Source organism: Amphritea sp. GJ51-11, assembly GCF_055808735.1.
On record NZ_CM147881.1, the window covers coordinates 1169351 to 1188186 of the forward strand.

14 protein-coding genes are annotated in these 18836 nt (G+C 48.4%); 10 read left to right on the top strand and 4 right to left on the bottom strand.

All coding sequences use genetic code 11. From position 1 onward, the window contains the following. Positions 1–56: 56 nt before the first annotated feature. A complete protein-coding gene (locus AC0L4K_RS05105) occupies positions 57–917 on the top strand; it encodes a LysR family transcriptional regulator (RefSeq protein ID WP_473268452.1) in 861 nt (286 codons plus the stop codon). A 58-nt stretch (positions 918–975) separates the two neighbouring features. On the opposite strand, the gene radD is transcribed toward AC0L4K_RS05105, so the two are convergent. After that, on the bottom strand, positions 976–2721 hold the full coding sequence (radD, locus tag AC0L4K_RS05110; RefSeq protein WP_417227919.1) for a DNA repair helicase RadD: 1746 nt from the start codon (positions 2719–2721) through the stop codon (positions 976–978). Between the two features lie 309 nt (positions 2722–3030). Between radD and AC0L4K_RS05115 the strand changes: the two genes are divergently transcribed. Continuing rightward, on the top strand, positions 3031–3840 hold the full coding sequence (locus tag AC0L4K_RS05115; RefSeq protein ID WP_417227920.1) for a mechanosensitive ion channel family protein: 810 nt from the start codon (positions 3031–3033) through the stop codon (positions 3838–3840). 61 nt (positions 3841–3901) lie between these two features. Here AC0L4K_RS05115 and AC0L4K_RS05120 read toward each other — a convergent pair whose 3' ends face one another. The 3 genes from AC0L4K_RS05120 to AC0L4K_RS05130 form a co-directional block, all read right to left on the bottom strand. Next, positions 3902–6115, bottom strand: coding sequence for a sodium:solute symporter family protein (locus AC0L4K_RS05120; protein ID WP_417227921.1), 2214 nt, complete (start codon positions 6113–6115; stop codon positions 3902–3904). A 105-nt stretch (positions 6116–6220) separates the two neighbouring features. Next, positions 6221–6490 (bottom strand): membrane protein insertion efficiency factor YidD, encoded by a 270-nt coding sequence (yidD, locus tag AC0L4K_RS05125; RefSeq protein ID WP_417227922.1) that lies wholly within the window; start codon positions 6488–6490, stop codon positions 6221–6223. A 167-nt stretch (positions 6491–6657) separates the two neighbouring features. Further along, complete coding sequence (locus tag AC0L4K_RS05130; RefSeq protein WP_417227923.1) at positions 6658–8043, bottom strand: PhoH family protein; 1386 nt, start codon at positions 8041–8043, stop codon at positions 6658–6660. A 132-nt stretch (positions 8044–8175) separates the two neighbouring features. Here AC0L4K_RS05130 and cobB point away from each other — a divergent pair, with 132 nt between their 5' ends. From cobB to hrpA, 8 genes are all read left to right on the top strand, one after another. Beyond that, positions 8176–8883, top strand: coding sequence for a Sir2 family NAD+-dependent deacetylase (cobB, locus tag AC0L4K_RS05135; RefSeq protein ID WP_473268453.1), 708 nt, complete (start codon positions 8176–8178; stop codon positions 8881–8883). 193 nt (positions 8884–9076) lie between these two features. After that, positions 9077–10459 (top strand): nucleotide 5'-monophosphate nucleosidase PpnN, encoded by a 1383-nt coding sequence (gene ppnN / locus AC0L4K_RS05140; RefSeq protein WP_417227925.1) that lies wholly within the window; start codon positions 9077–9079, stop codon positions 10457–10459. A 292-nt stretch (positions 10460–10751) separates the two neighbouring features. After that, on the top strand, positions 10752–11693 hold the full coding sequence (locus tag AC0L4K_RS05145) for an AEC family transporter (protein ID WP_417227926.1): 942 nt from the start codon (positions 10752–10754) through the stop codon (positions 11691–11693). Between the two features lie 22 nt (positions 11694–11715). Next, positions 11716–12465 carry a TIGR00266 family protein gene (locus AC0L4K_RS05150; protein WP_417227927.1) on the top strand — a complete coding sequence of 250 codons (750 nt, stop codon included), beginning with the start codon at positions 11716–11718 and terminating at the stop codon, positions 12463–12465. 117 nt (positions 12466–12582) lie between these two features. After that, positions 12583–13542, top strand: coding sequence for a M23 family metallopeptidase (locus AC0L4K_RS05155; RefSeq protein WP_417227928.1), 960 nt, complete (start codon positions 12583–12585; stop codon positions 13540–13542). Then, positions 13482–13943: a bactofilin family protein gene (locus AC0L4K_RS05160; protein WP_417227929.1), complete on the top strand. Its 462-nt coding sequence runs from the start codon at positions 13482–13484 to the stop codon at positions 13941–13943. Before AC0L4K_RS05155 ends, AC0L4K_RS05160 begins: the two co-directional genes overlap by 61 nt. A gap of 3 nt (positions 13944–13946) precedes the next feature. After that, positions 13947–14741 carry a class II glutamine amidotransferase gene (locus AC0L4K_RS05165; protein ID WP_417227930.1) on the top strand — a complete coding sequence of 265 codons (795 nt, stop codon included), beginning with the start codon at positions 13947–13949 and terminating at the stop codon, positions 14739–14741. 31 nt (positions 14742–14772) lie between these two features. After that, positions 14773–18693 carry an ATP-dependent RNA helicase HrpA gene (hrpA, locus tag AC0L4K_RS05170; RefSeq protein ID WP_473268454.1) on the top strand — a complete coding sequence of 1307 codons (3921 nt, stop codon included), beginning with the start codon at positions 14773–14775 and terminating at the stop codon, positions 18691–18693. Positions 18694–18836 lie beyond the last annotated feature (143 nt).

An 18836-nucleotide genomic window follows, 5' to 3' on the forward strand; every position in this document is an offset into this window, starting at 1 on the left:
CACACCATTGTATGAGCAGTTACTGTCTTGATGGCAGGCGGTCTGCGGGAGATGTTTTGGAAATACTGGCACTGAAAACCTTTGAAAAGGTGGCTAAAGAGGGGGGCGTGTTGGCCGCCGCTAAACAGTTAAATACAGTGCAGTCTAATGTCACTACACGTATTCAACGTTTGGAAGAGGAGTTGGGTACTCGATTGTTTTCCCGAAAGGGGCGGGGATTGGAATTAACCCGGCCGGGGCGGGTGTTGTTGGACTATGCCGAACAGATTTTACAGTTAGAACGTCAGGCGGGGGTGGTGGTCCGATTGGCAGGAAAAGGCGCGGCGGAAATTAAAATCGGAGCCATGGAGACTTTCACAGCTACCCATTTACCGCCATTGCTAGGTGCGCTGAGAGAGTGTTGCCCTAAATTGAAACCACAGGTAATGGCGGCGACCACGGCGGAACTTGTGCGGGCAGTGCTGGATCATCATATTGATTGTGCCTTTGTTGCCGGACCGATTAATCACTCTGATTTAATCAGTATGGATGTATTGAGCCAAGAGTTGGTGTTAGTGCAACCTAAAAAACTGATTGCGGCAGAAAATCTTGTGCTGTTTCGGGAGGGCTGTGTGTATCGCAATAAAGCGCTACAGTGGGCGCGTGATTATAGGGATAACCGTTATGGGCTCAGTGAACTGGGTACATTAGAGGGGATTCTTGGCTGTGTTGCCCAGGGGTTAGGAGTCACGCTGATGCCGCGCAATGTGGTGGCGCTATCGGTTTATCGTGAGCAACTGACGTTAGAGGCGCTGCCGGATGAGCTAGCTATAGTGCCGACGGTTTTGATCCGTCATCGTAGCACGCCTCGGTTAAAGGTGATCGAATCCCTGTTGGATTCGTTGCGCTGGTTGCCGGATCAGCCCGCGGTGGGATAGCAGCCGTCGTGTAATAAAGTGTCAATCAGAGGTTGTCGGGTAAGCCCTAGTGCGTATCTTAGAGCTGATTGGCTTTACGATAATTACCCTGATAATCAAAGACTCGTTCTTGAACGCGCCAGAATTGACCGGATTTTCGTGCCACGACAAAATCGGGTGCGGTGAATAGTGGGGCAACCGCTAAGACTTCTTCGAGTGTTTGAAACGTTCGCGGGGTTAGGCTTTGAGCAAAACGGCGGCCATATAGGGTGTTAAAGCGTTTGCGCTGCTGACTATTGTGCAAATCAAACAGCTCGCTGAGTTCCTCCCCCTGCTCATCGTGATAAAGGATTTTCAAACGGCCCTTCGATTCGGTCATTGAAATACCGGCACAGCGGATGACTCGCGCATCTTTGAGTTTAAGTGCTGCTTTAAGTTGATCGTCTGGATCGATAATGGCGTGACCACATTGATGACAGTTGCGCGCGGCAATATCATTTTCTGCATTGCACTGTGGGCACTCCTTAAAACGAAAACGATAGTCGCACTGGGTCATTGCCCCGTTTTCTTCCGGCAGTGTACCCTGGCAGCGTCGGCCAAAATGCTCAATCACATGACCTTCGTCGTCGGTTTTACCCCAGAAAATATTGGCAAATTCACAAGCGGGGCAGAACACCTGCACCGGTACACTGCTGCTATCGGGTTTTGGTTGTCCCACTTCGGGGGCGAACAGGTTAAAGCCATTACCGGCGTAATCCATCACCAGACAATTCTCTTTACCTTCTGCTAATCTGAGCCCTCGACCCACGATCTGTTGGAACAGTGATACCGACTGAGTGGGTCGTAAGATGGCAATAAAATCCACATGTGGCGCATCAAACCCGGTGGTTAACACTGCCACGTTGACCAGATACTTTATCTGTTTCTGTTTAAATTGCTGAATCCGTTCATCCCGTTCTGCATTGGCGGTGGCGCCGGTGATCAGTGCGGTGGTTTCGTCGGGCAGGTAGCCGCAGATTTCGTAAGCATGTTTGACCGTGGCGGCAAAAATCATCACCCCTTGGCGTTCTTGTGCCAGTGTTTTGATCTGCTCACAGATAGCCTCGGTTACTCGAGGGTGGCTGACTAATAACTGGTTAACCTCGGCTTCGCCGTAGCCACCGAAACGATTGGCTTGCAACGCGGAAAAATCATACTGGGCGATCGGCGCATCGACCATATTAGGCGGTGTAAGAAACCCTCGCTTAATCATGTATTGCAGGGGTAGTTCGTAGATACAGTGTTCGAACGGACGTGGTTCACTGCTGCGGCAGAAGCCGCGATAGTGATAACGGTAGATCCAGCCCATGCCCATACGGTAGGGCGTGGCGGTTAACCCTAAGAGCTTCAGTTGTGGGTTAAAGCTTCTCAGTTGGGTAAATATCTGTTGATATTGGCTATTTTCATCATCGCTGATCCGGTGGCATTCATCGATAATGACCAAAGAATGTTCAGTCGCAAAGTCTTGTAAGTTGCGAACCACCGACTGCACGCTGGCAAAGGTAACCTGAAAATGGCTTTGCTTTTGCTTTAAACCGGCGGAGTAGAGGCCGCCCTGCAAACCATAACTTAAGTATTTATTGTGGTTTTGCTCAACCAGTTCTTTGACATGGGCTAACACGAGAATTTTACGGCGTGCTAAACGGGCTAGCTCGGCGATCACCAAGCTTTTGCCCGCGCCAGTTGGCAAGACAATAACGGCAGGGTCATTCGTTTTACGAAAATGTTGTAGGGTGGCATCGACAGCATCGCGTTGATAGTCGCGTAGTTGAAATTTATCCGCCATTGAACGGCCCCAAGATGTTGTTAATAAGGGGGTTAGTTGAGACGACGTGCTGCAGTCGAATATCGGTTATTCTGAATCGCTTAGCGAAGGCTGATGAGCTGAGTATTCGTGCATTTTCGTGGGCCGCTGTCATACGACTATTGTAGCGTGGAAATAACTGATTTAAACGGGCTTTTTGGCATGGATTATGAGATATTTCAGCCAGCAGAAGAGCGGCCATTCAGAATTATTTCTGATAGATCAGTCTTATGCGTCTATTCTAAATATACATTCTGAAACACACTGCTTAAAACAATAGAGGAAAACACTATGGATCTATCTTTTATCGATATTTACGTCATCCCTTGGGCTATCAATATAGCGATGGCCGCGGCCATCTTTATCATTGGTCGGATGGTTTCTAAATTCCTTGTTAATTTACTGGGCAAAGTCCTACGTAAAGGGAAAATGGAAGATATCCTGGTGAACTTCATCAGTGCTATCGCCAATATTCTGCTGTTGTTGGTGGTAGTCGTTGCATCATTAGATCAGTTGGGCGTTGATACAACATCAATGATTGCGCTGGTGGGTGCTGCAGGTTTGGCGGTTGGTTTGGCTTTGCAAGGTTCACTGCAAAACTTTGCTGCCGGTGTGATGTTGATTGTATTCCGTCCGTTTAAAGAGGGTGACTTCATTGAAGCGGCGGGTGTTGCTGGTGTGGTTGAACATATCAGTATTTTCAACACCATTATGCGTACTGGAGATAACAAAGAAGTAATCGTCCCTAACGGTAATATCTACAGCGGTGTTATTACTAACTACTCTGCGCGTGATACTCGTCGTGTGGATATGGTCTTTGGTATCGGTTATGGCGATGATCTGAAGAAAGCTAAAGCACTGTTAGAAGAGATTGTGACCAGTGATGAGCGGGTTCTACAAGATCCTGCACCGGTGATTGCAGTATCTGAGCTGGCTGATAGCAGTGTTAACTTTGTGGTTCGTCCATGGGTTAAATCGGCTGACTTCTGGGCGGTTAAATTTGATACCACGGAAAATGTGAAATTACGCTTCGATCAGGAAGGTATTTCGATTCCTTTCCCACAGATGGATGTTCATCAGTACAAGCACGACAACGATTAAACCTATCTTTAAGGTTTATGGTTAAACGAAACAGCCGCTTATGCGGCTGTTTTTACATCTACTAGTTCTCTTCATCCCTTGGCGTGTCTATATCAAGGGATTGCTCAATTTGACGTTTCAGTGCTTCGTTTTCTTGACGTATCTTCTGCGTTTCAAGGCGATAGCGGAAGATGTCCTGAACCCGCACTTCCAATTTGTTTTCCAAGCCTTCAATCCGTTTATCCTGCAGTTTAATAATGTGTTGGTACTTCTTGACCTTCTGCTGCAGGTTATTGATTAGGCCGTAATTCTGCATCCCTGAGCGATGGTTATCGAGATTCCCATGTTCAGGGTGGTGTTGCTGACTTAGTTCGGTCACTAGATGTTTGTATAGGGCTTTAAGGTCAGTGGATTCGCGGGTGTTATAGCGAATGTTGTTTTCCACGGCTTTATGAGCGCTGGCCGAGCCAATCGAGCCGGCGAGCGTATGTTCCAGCATCCGGTGAAATTCGAGTAGCTCGATAATGGCGATATGACTTTTGCCCGTCACTTGCAGATCATCGGTGATTTGTGTCAGTGCGGCTTTGGCCTTATCGCTACTGAGATAGCCTTCGAGCAGTGTTTGGGCTTCATTGAGTTTCTCATTGAGCGATATATAGCGGTCGAGTCCAGTGGGACGGGCTTGCCGGAATGGCGCCGGCTGCATAGCGGAAAGAAACTCGGTGGTCAGGTTACGCTCTGCTTTGTGGGGGTGGTAAAGCCATGACCCGAGAATATAAAAACTGATATTGACCAGCATTGTCCAAAACACGCTGTGCGGAATAGAGCCAATATCGTCGAAGCCAAATAGTGCTTCGGGGCGAAGCAGGGCAAAGCCGAGTAAACCCTCCTGTAGCAGCCTGTCGGATAACCAACCGTGTTCGATGAAAGCGGGAATTATGAGGGTGTAGGTCCACATAATAAAACCGGCCAATAAGCCCAGTAAGGCCCCGGCACTGTTGCCCTTGCGCCAGAAAAGCCCGCCCAATAGCGCGGGGGAAAACTGCAGTACGGCGACAAATGAGATCAAACCAATGGTGACTAAAATATAGGAATCACTGAACTCGATGGCAAAACCATAACTGCCAAGCAGAATTAGCGCCGCCAGAAACCAACGAATTTGCAGTAACAATGGTTTAATAAAACGGCAGCTGGGCATTCTTTCGATAATCGGCAAAATCAGATGATTAGAGGCCATGGTGGAAAGTGTCATGGTGGTGACGATGATCATGCCGGTGGCGGCAGAAAAACCACCAATAAAGGCCAGCATTGTTAGGCCGTTATTGCCGGCTAGTTGGGGCAATAGGAGAACATAAAAGTCGGCGGACTCTTCTGGTAATCCCATTAATAAACCGCCGGCGGCAATGGGCACCACAAAGAGGTTAATGAGAATCATATACAGCGGTAACATCCAGATAGCCGCTTTAATATGTTTGTGATCGGCATTCTCTACTACCGCGACATGGAACATTCTGGGTAGGTTTTGGATGGCGGCAAAGCTGAGTACGATCAGTGTTAACCACATCACTCCCGAATCTCGGGTGCCGGTTACTTGAATAACCCGCTCGAATCCCTGTTCAAAGAGTTGTTCGGTAATATCATCAAAGCCATTAAAGAGGCTGAAGCTAACGAACAGGCCGATCGCGATAAAGGCAACCAGTTTGACCAAACACTCAACCGCCAAGGCCGTCATCATCCCTTGATGTCGTTCGGTCGGGTCGAGTCTGCGCATACCAAACATAATGGTAAATGCGACCATAAAGAGTGTGATCAATAGGCCGGACAGATCCCAGCTCATCGAACTGTCATCATGGGCGGTAATTAACTGAAATGAGCCTACCACGGCTTTTAGTTGCAATGCGATATAGGGCAGTACGCCAAACAGGGCCATCAGTGTGACGAGTGCGGCAATGGCTTCGGAGCGGTTATAACGGGTAGAGATGAAATCAGCGATGCTGGTGATGCGAAAGGTCTCTTTGGCAAAGACCATGCGTCGCAGGGTGATCCACCAAAAGGCGATGCCGAGTATCGCGCCGATATAGACGCCTAAAAATTGTAATCCAGAACTTGCCGCGAAACCGACACTGCCATAAAAGGTCCAGGACGTATGGTAGACCGCCAGTGACAGGCAATAAACCCAGGGGCTTTTAAATCCCTCCCCGCGGCGGCTGATGCGTCGTTCCACTATTTGGGCGATACCGAAAAGTACCGCCATATATAAAGTAACCGTGAGAATAACGGTAAGTGTGCTAAACATCCTTATCCTTTATATCAGCAATTATATCAAACGGGATTATAAATCAGATAGTTAAGCTATAGCTGGCTTCATGGCTCCGGTCAATGAAAAGAGGCTAAGTCGGGCCTATGGAGGGTCGGTTGGCTTGTCATCGGTGATTGGCTTAGCACCGCAACATGCCGGTGGCACCGGGTCGAAGCCTCCGGGGTGACCGGGGTGGCACTTGCCTATCCGTTTTAGGCCGAGCCAGCAGCCTTTTAAAATGCCATGGGTTTCAATCGCTTCAAGGGTATACGCCGAACAAGTCGGATAGAACCGACAGTTAGGCCCCAAGAATGGACTAACCAGATATTGGTAGGTGCGAATTAAAAAAATAAAGCAGCGGCGTAAAATCATGATGGAAGTGTAGCGCTGTGGGCCAGAGAGTTACAAGCAAAACCGGCATGAAGGGGTCTGTTGTTGATCTCTGCCATATTGATAAAGGTATAGCGAGTAGCGGAATAAAAGAAAGCCGCTATACAGATAGCGGCTTAAGGTGTCTAACTGGAGTGATTAACGCCGTATTAGAGGTGTTCTTCAGCGTATTCGGCCAACCTCGAGCGGAAAATGCCTTCTAAATGAACAGTGGAAGCACCTTCAAAACCTTTGAATCGCTCGACCACATAGGTTAAACCGGAGGTCAGGGCGGTCAGATAGTTTGAATCGATCTGGGCCAAGTTACCCAGGCAGATCATCTTACTGTCCTTGCCACAGCGGGTGAGAATCGTTTTCAGTTGTTGCGGTGTGAGGTTTTGTGCCTCATCAATGAGAACCACCGCATTTTGGATACTACGGCCACGGATAAAGTTAAGCGATTTGAACTGAATGTTCGCTTTCTCAATCGCATATTTAACACTGCTTTGCGGCCGCTCATCACCTTCGTGCATTGCTTCTAAATTATCGTGAATAGAACTCAACCAAGGGGTCATTTTCTCTTCTTCGGTGCCGGGTAGGAAACCGATATCTTCTGCCACCGGTGGGGTTGAGCGGGTGACGATAATCTTGTTATAGCGATTCTGTTCGATCACCATTTCAAGTGCACAGGCCAGCGCGATCAGTGTTTTACCCGAACCTGCTGCGCCATTGAGCAGGCATAGGTCAATATCCGGGTCCTGAATCGACTGCATGGCAAACGCTTGGAAAATATTGATGGGATGAATGCCCCAGCACTCCTGCTGCATCAACTTATCGTAGCCTAGATCGAGCAGTATAATCTCTTCGTGATTAACCGAGACCACCCGCGCGGCAAAGTCTTTTGAATCGTCATAAATATATTGACAGGGGTAGGCATCCGGCAGTAGATCAGGACTGACTTTATGGTAAGTATTAGCGCCTTCTTGATAGCTCTTAACCTTATCAACGTTTTCCCAGAAATTACCGTCAATATGAAAGTGGCCTGAGGGCAGCAGATCTAAATCCGATACCAGTTGATCTTTGCGGTAATCTTCAACTTTTTGTAATCCGGCACCGAGTGCCTTGAGGCGCATATTGATATCTTTGGTGACCAATACGATTTCGCGATGTGGGTCACTGCCCTGTAGGTGCAGAGCGCAGTTGATAATATGGTTATCGTTGTTCTTGTTATCCGGCAGGAAACCCTGACGAGTGGTGAGTTCGTGATCGGGGAAAATACTTAGTTTCCCCAGTTTAGTGGCATCATCGGTGCCGGGCACTAAAATCTGGACCCCTTTGAGAATCTGTGAGGGGGTGGCAGCACTGAGGATATTGTCGATGGCTCTGATAACGTGACGGGCTTCCTGTGCCACGCTTTGCTTGCGGTCCTTAATATTGTCCAGTTCCTCTAGGACGGTCATCGGGATAGCGACATCCTGCTCTTTAAATTCGTACAGGCAGTTAGGATCATGCAGTAAAACATTGGTATCGAGGATATAGAGTTTATCAGCACTCATACGGGTTTCCTTCTCGAGCCGACTCAGATGTTTACACAGTTGCCGGTAAAAAAACTGCCGGTCTGTATGGTTAGTTAAGCAGAAGTTGGCGTAGGATTAAAGCCGTCGATAGCATTTTTAGGGAGATGTGCTGTGCTATATCAGAATATTGTGATTCTCACCGGTGCGGGAATTTCCGCTGAGTCCGGTATCAGAACATTTCGTGCAGCGGATGGTTTATGGGAGGATCATCAGATTGAAGATGTCGCCACCCCCGAGGCCTTCGAGCGAGATCCTGGGTTAGTGCATCGGTTTTATAATCAGCGCCGAAAGCAGTTGTTACAACCAGATATTCAACCTAACTTGGCCCATCAGGCGTTGGCTCGATTAGAGCAGCAGTTTACCGGTGAGTTACTGTTGGTGACGCAAAATATCGATAATTTGCATGAACGGGCCGGGAGTCAGAATTTGATTCACATGCACGGAGAGTTGTTGAATCTTCGGTGTACTACCTCGGGTCAGGTGTTCTCTCATCACGGACCTGTGTTACCCGATGCCCGTTGTCAGTGTTGCGATCATCAAGGTACGCTGAGACCTGATATTGTCTGGTTTGGTGAGCTGCCGATGCAGATGGAGCTGATCTATGATGTCCTCGAAAGCTGTGATCTTTTTATCGCTATCGGCACATCTGGTCATGTTTATCCGGCGGCGGGCTTCGTTGAAATGGCCAATCGTGCAGGAGCTGAAACGGTTGAAATTAATCTTGAACCTTCAAAAGTACAATCGGCCTTTGATCGTCACTTGTATGGCCCTGCTAGCCAAGAAGTACCTCGCTTTATTGATAGTTTAATTGGTAGTTGAGTAGGTGGTTAATGCTTCTTTTTCAATAAGTTACTGGAGTGGTGTCGAGTTTTTAACTATATTGTAACCTGAGTTAGATATTTTTTAGACGGATCAGGCCGGTCACAGCGGCCGGTGATAATCGATCTGCTAAGCCCTGTATACAGCCGAGAACTCTCTCTGCGCTGGGGTGTTTATTTAGAGGGGCAGGACCATGATGACAGAACAGTTTGTAACGGCCAATATCACGCCGTTAGATAGTATGGATACACTTTCACCTTATGAAGTGGCCAAGCTGCAAGACCGCAACGAAGCGGGTTTATATCCCTTATTTCGACAGTGCGCCTTGGCGGTACTGAATTGCGGTAGTGAATTGGATAGCACCAAACAGGTGCTGGAAAAACATAAAGATTTCGATATTAAAGTCAGTCAAAAGCACCGTGGCGTGCAGTTAGAGTTGATTAATGCGCCTGCGAGCGCCTTCGTGGATGGTGAAATTATTCAGGGGATACGTGAACACCTGTTTTCAGTGTTGCGGGATCTACTCTATGTTGGTGATGGCTTCGTGCAATGCTGCGATGGCATTGCCGAGGGTGAGCAGATTACCAATATGGTGTTCCATATTCTGCGTCACGCAAAGGCGATTGAACCCCATGTTAAACCTCATTTGGTGGTCTGTTGGGGCGGCCATTCGATCAGTCGAGAGGAATATATTTACACCAAACAGGTCGGCTACGAACTTGGGTTGCGAAGCATGAGTGTCTGTACCGGCTGTGGTCCTGGCGCGATGAAAGGCCCCATGAAAGGGGCTACGATAGGTCATGCGAAGCAGCGGATGAGCGACGCTCGCTATGTGGGGATTTCTGAACCTGGCATTATTGCGGCAGAATCGCCCAACCCCATCGTGAATGAACTGATCATCATGCCAGACATTGAAAAACGCTTGGAAGCCTTTGTCCGTTTAGGACACGGTATTATCGTTTTTCCTGGGGGGGCAGGCACGGCAGAAGAGATTCTCTATATGCTGGGGATCTTGCTGCAAGAGCGTAACAGTACTTGCCCATTACCGCTGATTTTTACTGGACCTGAGGGCAGTGAAGCCTACTTTGAAACCGTGGATAAGTTTATTCGTGCAACTCTGGGTGAGCGAGCTGCAAGCCTGTATGAGATCATCGTAGATGACCCATATGAGGTGGCATTGAAGATGAAAGCGGGATTAGAACGGGTCACTGAGTATCGTAAAGCGACAGGTGAGTCTTTCCATTTCAACTGGCAGTTATATATTCCAGCCGAACTTCAACTGCCATTTGAGCCGACCCATGAAAATATGGCCGCGTTAGATTTAACCCGCGATCAGCCGGATTATCTGTTGGCAGCAACGCTGCGTAAAGCGTTATCAGGGATTGTGGCGGGTAATGTAAAAGAGCCGGGTATTCGTGCTATTGAAGCCTTTGGTCCATTCGAGTTAAGTGGTGATGCTGACCTGGTCAATGAGCTCGATTTGTTGTTGGCTTCGTTTGTGCAGCAGCGTCGGATGAAAATTGACTATGAGGAATACCGTCCCTGCTATCGGTTGGTTCAGGCGAAAACGGCTTAGTCGTTTGAGTTTTCGTCGTGTATAAAAAGCCCGGGGTGATACGATCCCGGGCTTTTTAATTATTGTTTGCTAGCGCCTGTCGCGTTGGGTGACGACCGTTGCTCCTGAACTGCCGAATTTTATCAACGCCAGGGCATAACCGTTGTTTCCTTTGTTTCTCTATTATCGGCGAACCAGAAACCAAGTGCGGCGAGGTGAATTATTTTATCCTCTGTCGGTCTTTAAGGCTCTCGCCAACGGCTGAAATATTGATAACATGACGGCCCTATCGTTAACCCTTTGAGACACTCTAATGCAGTTGTTGTTTGATATTGTTATACCTGTTTTTATTCTGATGGTGCTGGGCTGGGGCTGTTCCCGCTGGGGCTTATTGGAAGAATCGAGTGCATCGGCGCTCAACCGTTATGTGTACTACATCGCTGTGCCAGCCTTGATGTTTACCTCTACGGCAACCGTTGATATTCAAGCGGTATTACAGTGGGATTTTATCGGCGTCTATATCGGTGGTTCGTTGATCGCGATACTGATGGCTTTTTTGGCTTGGCGCAAAATGCAGCTGGGCAAACCCCTTGATTGGACCGTGATCGCACTGAATGCCGCATGGGCAAACACGGTCTATATGGGGGTGCCGATCTTTTATTTCATGTTTGGTGATCGGGGTGCTTTGCCGGTCATTATTGCTACCTTGGCCAGTAACCTCGTGTTCATTCTGGTGTTGGCGCTGATGTCTGAACTGCAGAACAGTGAAGGGGGCATACTCAGCAAGCTGAAAACCCTATTGCTGCAAGCGCTGTTGAAAAATCCGGTCATGATGGCCCCATTGCTAGGGATGGTCGTATCGATTAGTGGTGTTAGCCTGCCAGCGATGATTTTAACGCCGCTGCAGATGCTTGCGCCCTCAGCCGCGCCGGTAGCGTTATTTGCGTTGGGGATCTCACTCAGTGGACTCTCTGTGCGCAAGGGTAGCTTCGAATTGACCTGGCTAACGCTGGTGAAACTAGTCTTACATCCGTTGGCTACCTTTGGTTTAGGGTTATGGGTTGGGCTTGAACCCTTTTGGCTTGCCAGTGCGGTGGTGCTGGCGGCACTGCCGACCGGTGCGATGGTGTATGTGTTGGCGCAGCAGTACAACACGAGGGTGACACTGACCTCCGCAACGATTATGGTGACTACTTTAGTCTCTATGGTGACGTTGGCGGTATTACTACCACTGATGAAACAATGGGGCGGCTAGCAGGTTATTAAGGAGAAAAATAATGCAGTGTCATAAAGTGGATTACGAGATTATTGGCGACTCAATGCCGATGCTGGAAGTGGAGCTGGACCCAGGTGAAACGGTGGTAGCAGAAGCCGGTTCAATGAACTACATGGAGCAGGACATCGGTTTTGAAACCAAGATGGGGGATGGCGCCAACCCTGAAGAAGGGATGTTTTCAAAACTGTTCTCGGCTGGTAAGCGTATGGTTACCGGTGAATCATTGTTTATGACCCATTTCTCCAACCACGGCGGGCAGAAACGTAAAGTCGCATTTGCCGCGCCTTATCCCGGCATGGTCGTGCCCGTGGATATGTCACAGACCGGTGAGCGGTTATATTGTCAAAAAGATGCCTTTTTATGCGCAGCGCTAGGCACCCGTCTATCCGTGGCTTTCTCGCGCAAGCTTGGAGCAGGTTTTTTTGGCGGTGAAGGGTTTATTCTGCAAAAGTTGGAAGGCGACGGCATGGCCTTTATTCAGGCCGGCGGCACGGTCGTGAAAAAGGAGCTGAATAATGAAACCCTGCGTATCGATACCGGTTGCTTGGTGGGGTTCAGTGAGGGCATTGAGTATGATATCGAGATGGTTAAAGGATTGAAGTCGATGTTCCTCGGTGGCGAAGGATTATGGCTGGCAACACTGTCTGGTACCGGCACTGTCTGGGTTCAGAGTTTGCCGTTCTCGCGTTTAGCGGATCGAATTATTGCAGCAGCCCCAAATATCGGCGGTAAGAATAAAGGCGAGAGTTAAGTTATATCCACTCAAAGTCATAGAATGGCGTGATTTTCATGTCATTTTTATGACTTTTGGCCTCAATAAAGGTATATTTCACCGACATTTCTTATCGTGTTGTTTGGTTTTTCGGTCATGCTGCGTAAAAAATTAGTGATTACATTAACAACTGCGCAGGGATCTCGGCAGTACACCTTGGGTCAATTGGCCCGGTATCTGCTTGTCCTCTTTTTGTTACTATCGATCTGTAGTTTCTTTATTTCCAATCTTTTGTTGGCAAAAACATCCGATGAACTCGATGAATTGGAACAGGGTATTAACTCCCTCTCTAGCCAGTATGAGATGACTCTCGGCACCCAAGAGTTGCAAAAAGGCCAGCTCGATCAGCTTTCTTCTACCTTGCAGGAATTAAAGGTCGAACGGGATAAATTGCAGGAAGAAAACCTGCGGATAGGTGAACTCAACGAAACCTTGGATGCGAGTTTATTTGGTCTTGAAGACTTACTTGGCTTGCCGCCCTCGAAGGATATGACCTCAAACCGTGCCGATGCGCTGACGGTGATGACCAATCAACGATTATTTTTTCTGAGTGTGTTGCCCAATGGGGAACCTATTGACGGCCTGCGTATCAATGATTCTTATGGTATGCGGATGCATCCGATACGTAAGAAAAAAATTATGCACAATGGCATCGATTTTAAAGCCAAAGTGGGTACTCCTGTTTATGCCACGGCAGATGGTGCGGTGGAATACGCGGGGACACATAAATCGAGTGGCTTTGGTAAACTGATAATACTGCAGCATGCGCTTGGGTTTAAAACCTATTACGCGCATCTGAGTGATGTAAAGATTAAAAGCGGAACCTTTGTTAGTAAAGGGCAACTGATCGGTTTAAGCGGTAATACGGGAAGCTCGACGGGGCCTCATCTTCATTATGAAGTGCGTTACTTATTCCGGCCAGTCGACCCCAAGCCTTTTATCGCTTGGAATATAAGTAATTTCGATTCACTGTTTGCAGAAGTAAAAGGTGTAAAATGGGCTTCTTTACGAAAAATGTACCCGCTAAATCAGGTGCTGGAAACGGCTCAGCAATAACGATTATCGCTGAAGGCAATAAATTTAGTGGCGATATGAGTATCGTTGGCCGTATGCACATTGACGGTACATTTGAAGGCAATGTCTCTTCGCTCGACAATATCTCAATTGGTAAAAGTGGCCATGTTCACGGCGTAGTAAAAGCCAATCACATTACCGTATGCGGATTGCTCGAGGGCGAAATTATATGTGATGAGCTAGAAATCGATCGCGGCGGCAAAGTGGTTGCAACGGTGATCAGTAAAGTGATGGCGATTCATCCCGAGGGCAACTTTATCGGTGAGCGACGCATGAAAGAGGTGGGTGTGTTAGATCATACACCGACGATTGAGTCCGGTATTGATGCTATTGATTCGTTACCTGATAAAGTCACCCTTAACTCGACTAAGGAATCTATCTAAACAATGTGTGAACTGCTCGGCATGAGTGCCAACGTCCCGACCGATATTTGCTTTAGCTTTAGTGGCTTGATGCAGCGCGGTGGTGAGACCGGCCCCCATAAGGATGGCTGGGGAATTGCCTTTTATGAAGGTAAAGGGTTGCAGGTGTTCCATGATCCAGCCCCGAGCTGTCAATCTGAGATCGCACAGCTGATCAAACAGCATCCGATCAAGAGTAAAACCGTGATCAGTCATATACGCCAGGCGAATGTCGGTAGTATCTGTTTAGAAAATACTCACCCATTTACCCGTGAACTCTGGGGCTTTAGCTGGACCTTCGCCCACAATGGTCAGTTAGATCAACGGTTGTTTGATCTGCCGTTAGATTTTTATCGCCCGGTCGGTACCACCGATAGTGAGTATGCTTTTTGTTGGTTGCTTGGGCAGGTGAGAGCGCGTTTTCCTGAACGTCCAACTGATTTTGCTGCGGTGATCGAGCTGATTCACTGCTGCTCTGATCAGTTACGGGAACTCGGGGTCTTTAATATGCTGCTGACCGAGTCTGAATACCTACTGGCTTACTGCTCTACTAAACTTTCGTGGATTACCCGGCGGGCACCCTTTGGCCGCGCTCGGCTGACAGACGAAGAGCTAACGGTGGATTTTTGTGAAGAAACTACGCCAAACGATATCGTGACAGTGATTACCACCGAGCCATTGACTGATAATGAACATTGGCGAAAGCTGCAAACCGGCGAGATGATCGTCTTCCGAGAAGGTGTACAACAGCCGTTAAGTCGCTGTTTTGGCCACGCCTGATTTAAACCGCTTGTAAATTGACTACCCCATTGTGACTGCCACTATTAAGCAACTATATACCCGATTGGATAACTGCCTAATCGCCGATCGTTTTGCGATTCGCAAAAAAATCCAGCAGCTGCAAAAGCGCCTCAAAGAACAGAAACCGGCTGAGCGGCTTCAGGATGATGTCGAGGCGATGTTATCGCGTTCAGAAGAAAAGGTCGCACGGCGCGATTATAGCCAACCGATTCGCTATCCCGATTTACCGGTCAGTGGGCGGCGGGAAGAGATCGCCAAGGCTATTGCGGAACATCAGGTGGTGGTCATCGCGGGTGAAACTGGCTCGGGTAAAACTACTCAGATCCCCAAAATCTGTCTGGAATTAGGCTTAGGGCGGGTCGGATTAATCGGCCATACTCAGCCTCGTCGATTGGCAGCGAGAACGGTTGCGAACCGTATCGCGGAAGAGCTACAGACGGCTTTGGGTAGCACCGTAGGTTATCAGGTGCGCTTTACCGAACAGGTCGCGGACAATACCCAAGTTAAACTGATGACCGATGGTATTCTGCTGGCCGAGACGCAAAATGATCGTTACCTCGAACGTTACGAAGTCTTAATCATCGATGAGGCTCACGAACGCAGTCTGAATATCGACTTTTTGCTGGGTTATTTACACCGTATCTTACCTAAGCGTCCAAACCTGAAAGTCATTATCACCTCAGCAACTATCGACCTTGAACGGTTCTCAAAACATTTTAATAATGCTCCAGTGATTGAAGTATCTGGGCGCACGTTTCCGGTTGAACTGCACTATCGTCCATTGGAGGAGATGGACGACAACAGCGAAAAAAGCATTCCGGAAGGGATCGTTTGTGCCGCTGAAGAGCTAGTTCAGTTAGAGCGCAAGAAAGGTATTACGGGCGCAGGTGATATTCTGGTATTCCTCAGTGGTGAGCGGGAGATCCGTGAAGCTGCCGAATATCTTCGTAAAGCGGTACAGCAAGGCCGTTTAAGGCATATTGAAGTGATGCCGCTCTATGCCCGTTTGAGTGTGGCCGAACAGAACAAAATATTCTCGTCGGTTCGGGGCGCGGGGCGGCGCATTGTGCTATCGACCAATGTGGCGGAAACCTCATTGACGGTGCCGGGTATTCGCTATGTGATTGATCCGGGGTTGGCACGTATCAGCCGCTATAGTTATCGCTCAAAAGTACAACGTTTACCGGTCGAGCCGGTATCTCAAGCCAGTGCTAATCAGCGCAAGGGGCGCTGTGGCCGGGTGGCCGAAGGTATCTGTATTCGTCTGTATTCCGAAGAGGATTTTAACGCTCGGCCTGAGTTTACCGATGCTGAAATTCGCCGGACGAACTTGGCCGCTGTTATTTTACAGATGCTCAATGTGCGGCTCGGTGCCATTGATGCGTTTCCTTTTATTGATCCGCCGGATAGCCGTTATATCAATGATGGCTTTAAACTGCTGCAAGAGTTGGGGGCGGTGGATGATAAACGGCAACTGACTCGACTCGGCCGGCAATTGAGCCGTTTGCCGGTTGACCCGAAAATCGGGCGGATGTTGCTGGCCGCGGTCGATAATAACTGCTTGAGCGAGATGATTATTATCGCTAGCGCGCTCAGTGTGCAAGACCCTCGTGAACGGCCGATGGATAAGCAGCAAGCAGCGGATCAGAAACATCGAGAGTATGCCGACGAAGAATCGGATTTCGTCACCCTGATCAACCTGTGGAATCTGCATGAAGAACAGCGTCAGGCGCTGAGTCAGAACCAGCTAAGAAAGTATTGCCAGAAACAGTTCCTCTCCTATATGCGGATGCGTGAATGGCGGGATGTGCATCGTCAATTACACCTTATCTGCCGTAATTTAGATTACAAAGAGAACAACCAGCCGGCTAGTTACGATGCTTTGCACAAATCGTTGTTGACCGGTTTGCTGGGTAATATGGGCTTTAAGCAAGAAAATAAAGAGTATCTCGGGGCCCGTAACCGCCGTTTCAGTATTTTTCCCGGTTCTATGCTGTATAAAAAAGCCCCTAAGTGGGTTATGGCTGCCGAATTGGTCGAGACCAGTCGGTTATATGCCCGTATGGTGGCGCGTATCGATCCTCTATGGGCGGAGGCGTTAGCCGGTCATCTGGTTAAACGCAGTTATTTGGAGCCTCACTGGGAGAAGAAAAAAGCTCAGGTGGTGGCGCAAGAGCAAGTAACCCTCTATGGGCTGATTATCGTGCCAGGACGTAACGTGCATTATGGCCGGATTGATCCAGAGGTTAGCCAGCAGATTTTTATTCGTAGTGCGCTGGTGGAGGGTCAATTTAGCACCCAAGGTAAGTTTTTCAGTCATAACCGCAGTTTGCTGAACTCTATTGAAGGCTTAGAAGCGAAAACCCGCCGGCGAGATCTGTTGGTAGACGAAGATACTCTGGCCGAGTTTTATACGCTGCGATTGCAAGAGAATAATGGCGCAGCGGTGGTCAATGGTGCTGGTTTTGAAGCGTGGCGCAAAGAGGCTGAACAGCACAATGCTAAGATTCTCTTTATGCAAGAAGAAGACCTTCTGCAGCGTTCTGCCGATCATGTCACCCGGGCTAGTTATCCAGAACAGTTGATGCTTAACGGCGCAAAGTTAAAACTTAGTTACCATTTTGAACCGGGCGCGAAAGATGACGGAGTGACTCTGCAGGCGCCTTTAGTGCTGTTGAATCAAATCTCTGCTGAACGGCTCGAATGGTTGGTGCCGGGTATGCTCAAAGAAAAATGTGTGGCGCTATTAAAAGGACTGCCGAAATCGCTCCGTAAGAATTTCGTACCGATCCCTGATTATGTCGATGCTTTTGTTGAGGCAGCGGTATTTGCCGAAGGCTCATTGAATGAAGCGCTGGCATTACACCTTAAGCGTATGACCGGTGTACGGATCAGCAAAGATGATCTGGATGCGGTTAAGCTGGATGACCACTACCGGGTGAATATTCGCTTGCGCGGTGAAAAAGGTAATACCGTGACCGAGGGGCGTGACCTGCAAGCGTTGCAACAGAATTTCGGCGCTCAGGCCCGACAGGCACTGACGCAAGCACCATCGGAGAGCTGGGGACGTAAAGGGATTACCCTTTGGGATTTTGGCGATCTACCTGCTGCGATTACCTTAAAGCAGGCGGGCGGGTTAGAGCTTGAAGTCTATCCGGGATTGCAAGACTGTGGCGACAGCGTTGAACTCAAAGTATTTGATGATCGGGCGATGGCCGTGCACCAAAACCGCATAGGCTTGGCACGTCTTTTTATCCTGCAATTGGGTGAGCAGGTTCGCTTCGTCAAGAATCGCCTGCCGAGATTCCAGCAAACGGCTATCTTGCTGGCCAAGGTTCAGAGTCGGAATCAGTTACACGAGCAATGTTTATTAAGTGCTGTGGTTGCCACCTTCCTAAAAGATGATGTTGATATCCGCACGCAACAACAGTTCGAAGACAGTCTTAATCGCTACCGAAGTGATTATTGTCAGCAGGCTGAACAGCAGGCCGAACTGTTAGGGGTGATTGCTAAACACTATCATGGCATTCAAAAGCAGCTTTCAGGCTCTGTTAATCTTCAGGCCGTTACGATACTTACCGATATTCGTCAGCAGTTAGAGGCTTTGGTATGCAAAGACTTTCTACTGCGGGTGCCGAGTGACGTGTTGCCATCGTATCCCCGCTATTTAAGCGGGATTGAGCAGCGGCTGGAAAAATATCAGCGAGAGTTGTCTCGACAACGCATGTTAAGTGAACAGTTACAGCAGCTGACTCGCCAGTATCGAGGCCAGGCGGAACTCAATGCTAAGCATAACCGTTACAGTGACGAACTCGATAGCTATCGCTGGATGCTAGAAGAGTATCGCATATCACTGTTTGCTCAGCAGTTAGGCACTCGGATGACGGTTTCTGAAAAACGCTTGAAACAGTTATGGCAGCAGCTTGAATAAAGATCTGGATTAGTCGATTAAGGTCTAAAAAGTTTATGTTTAGCTCATGATGTTGAAAGTTGCAGAGTATACTTTTTGATCTGTATCAGTCTTAGTGAATGACGTAGGCTTTTAACGCTTTAACAAGCTAAAAAATAAGGTTA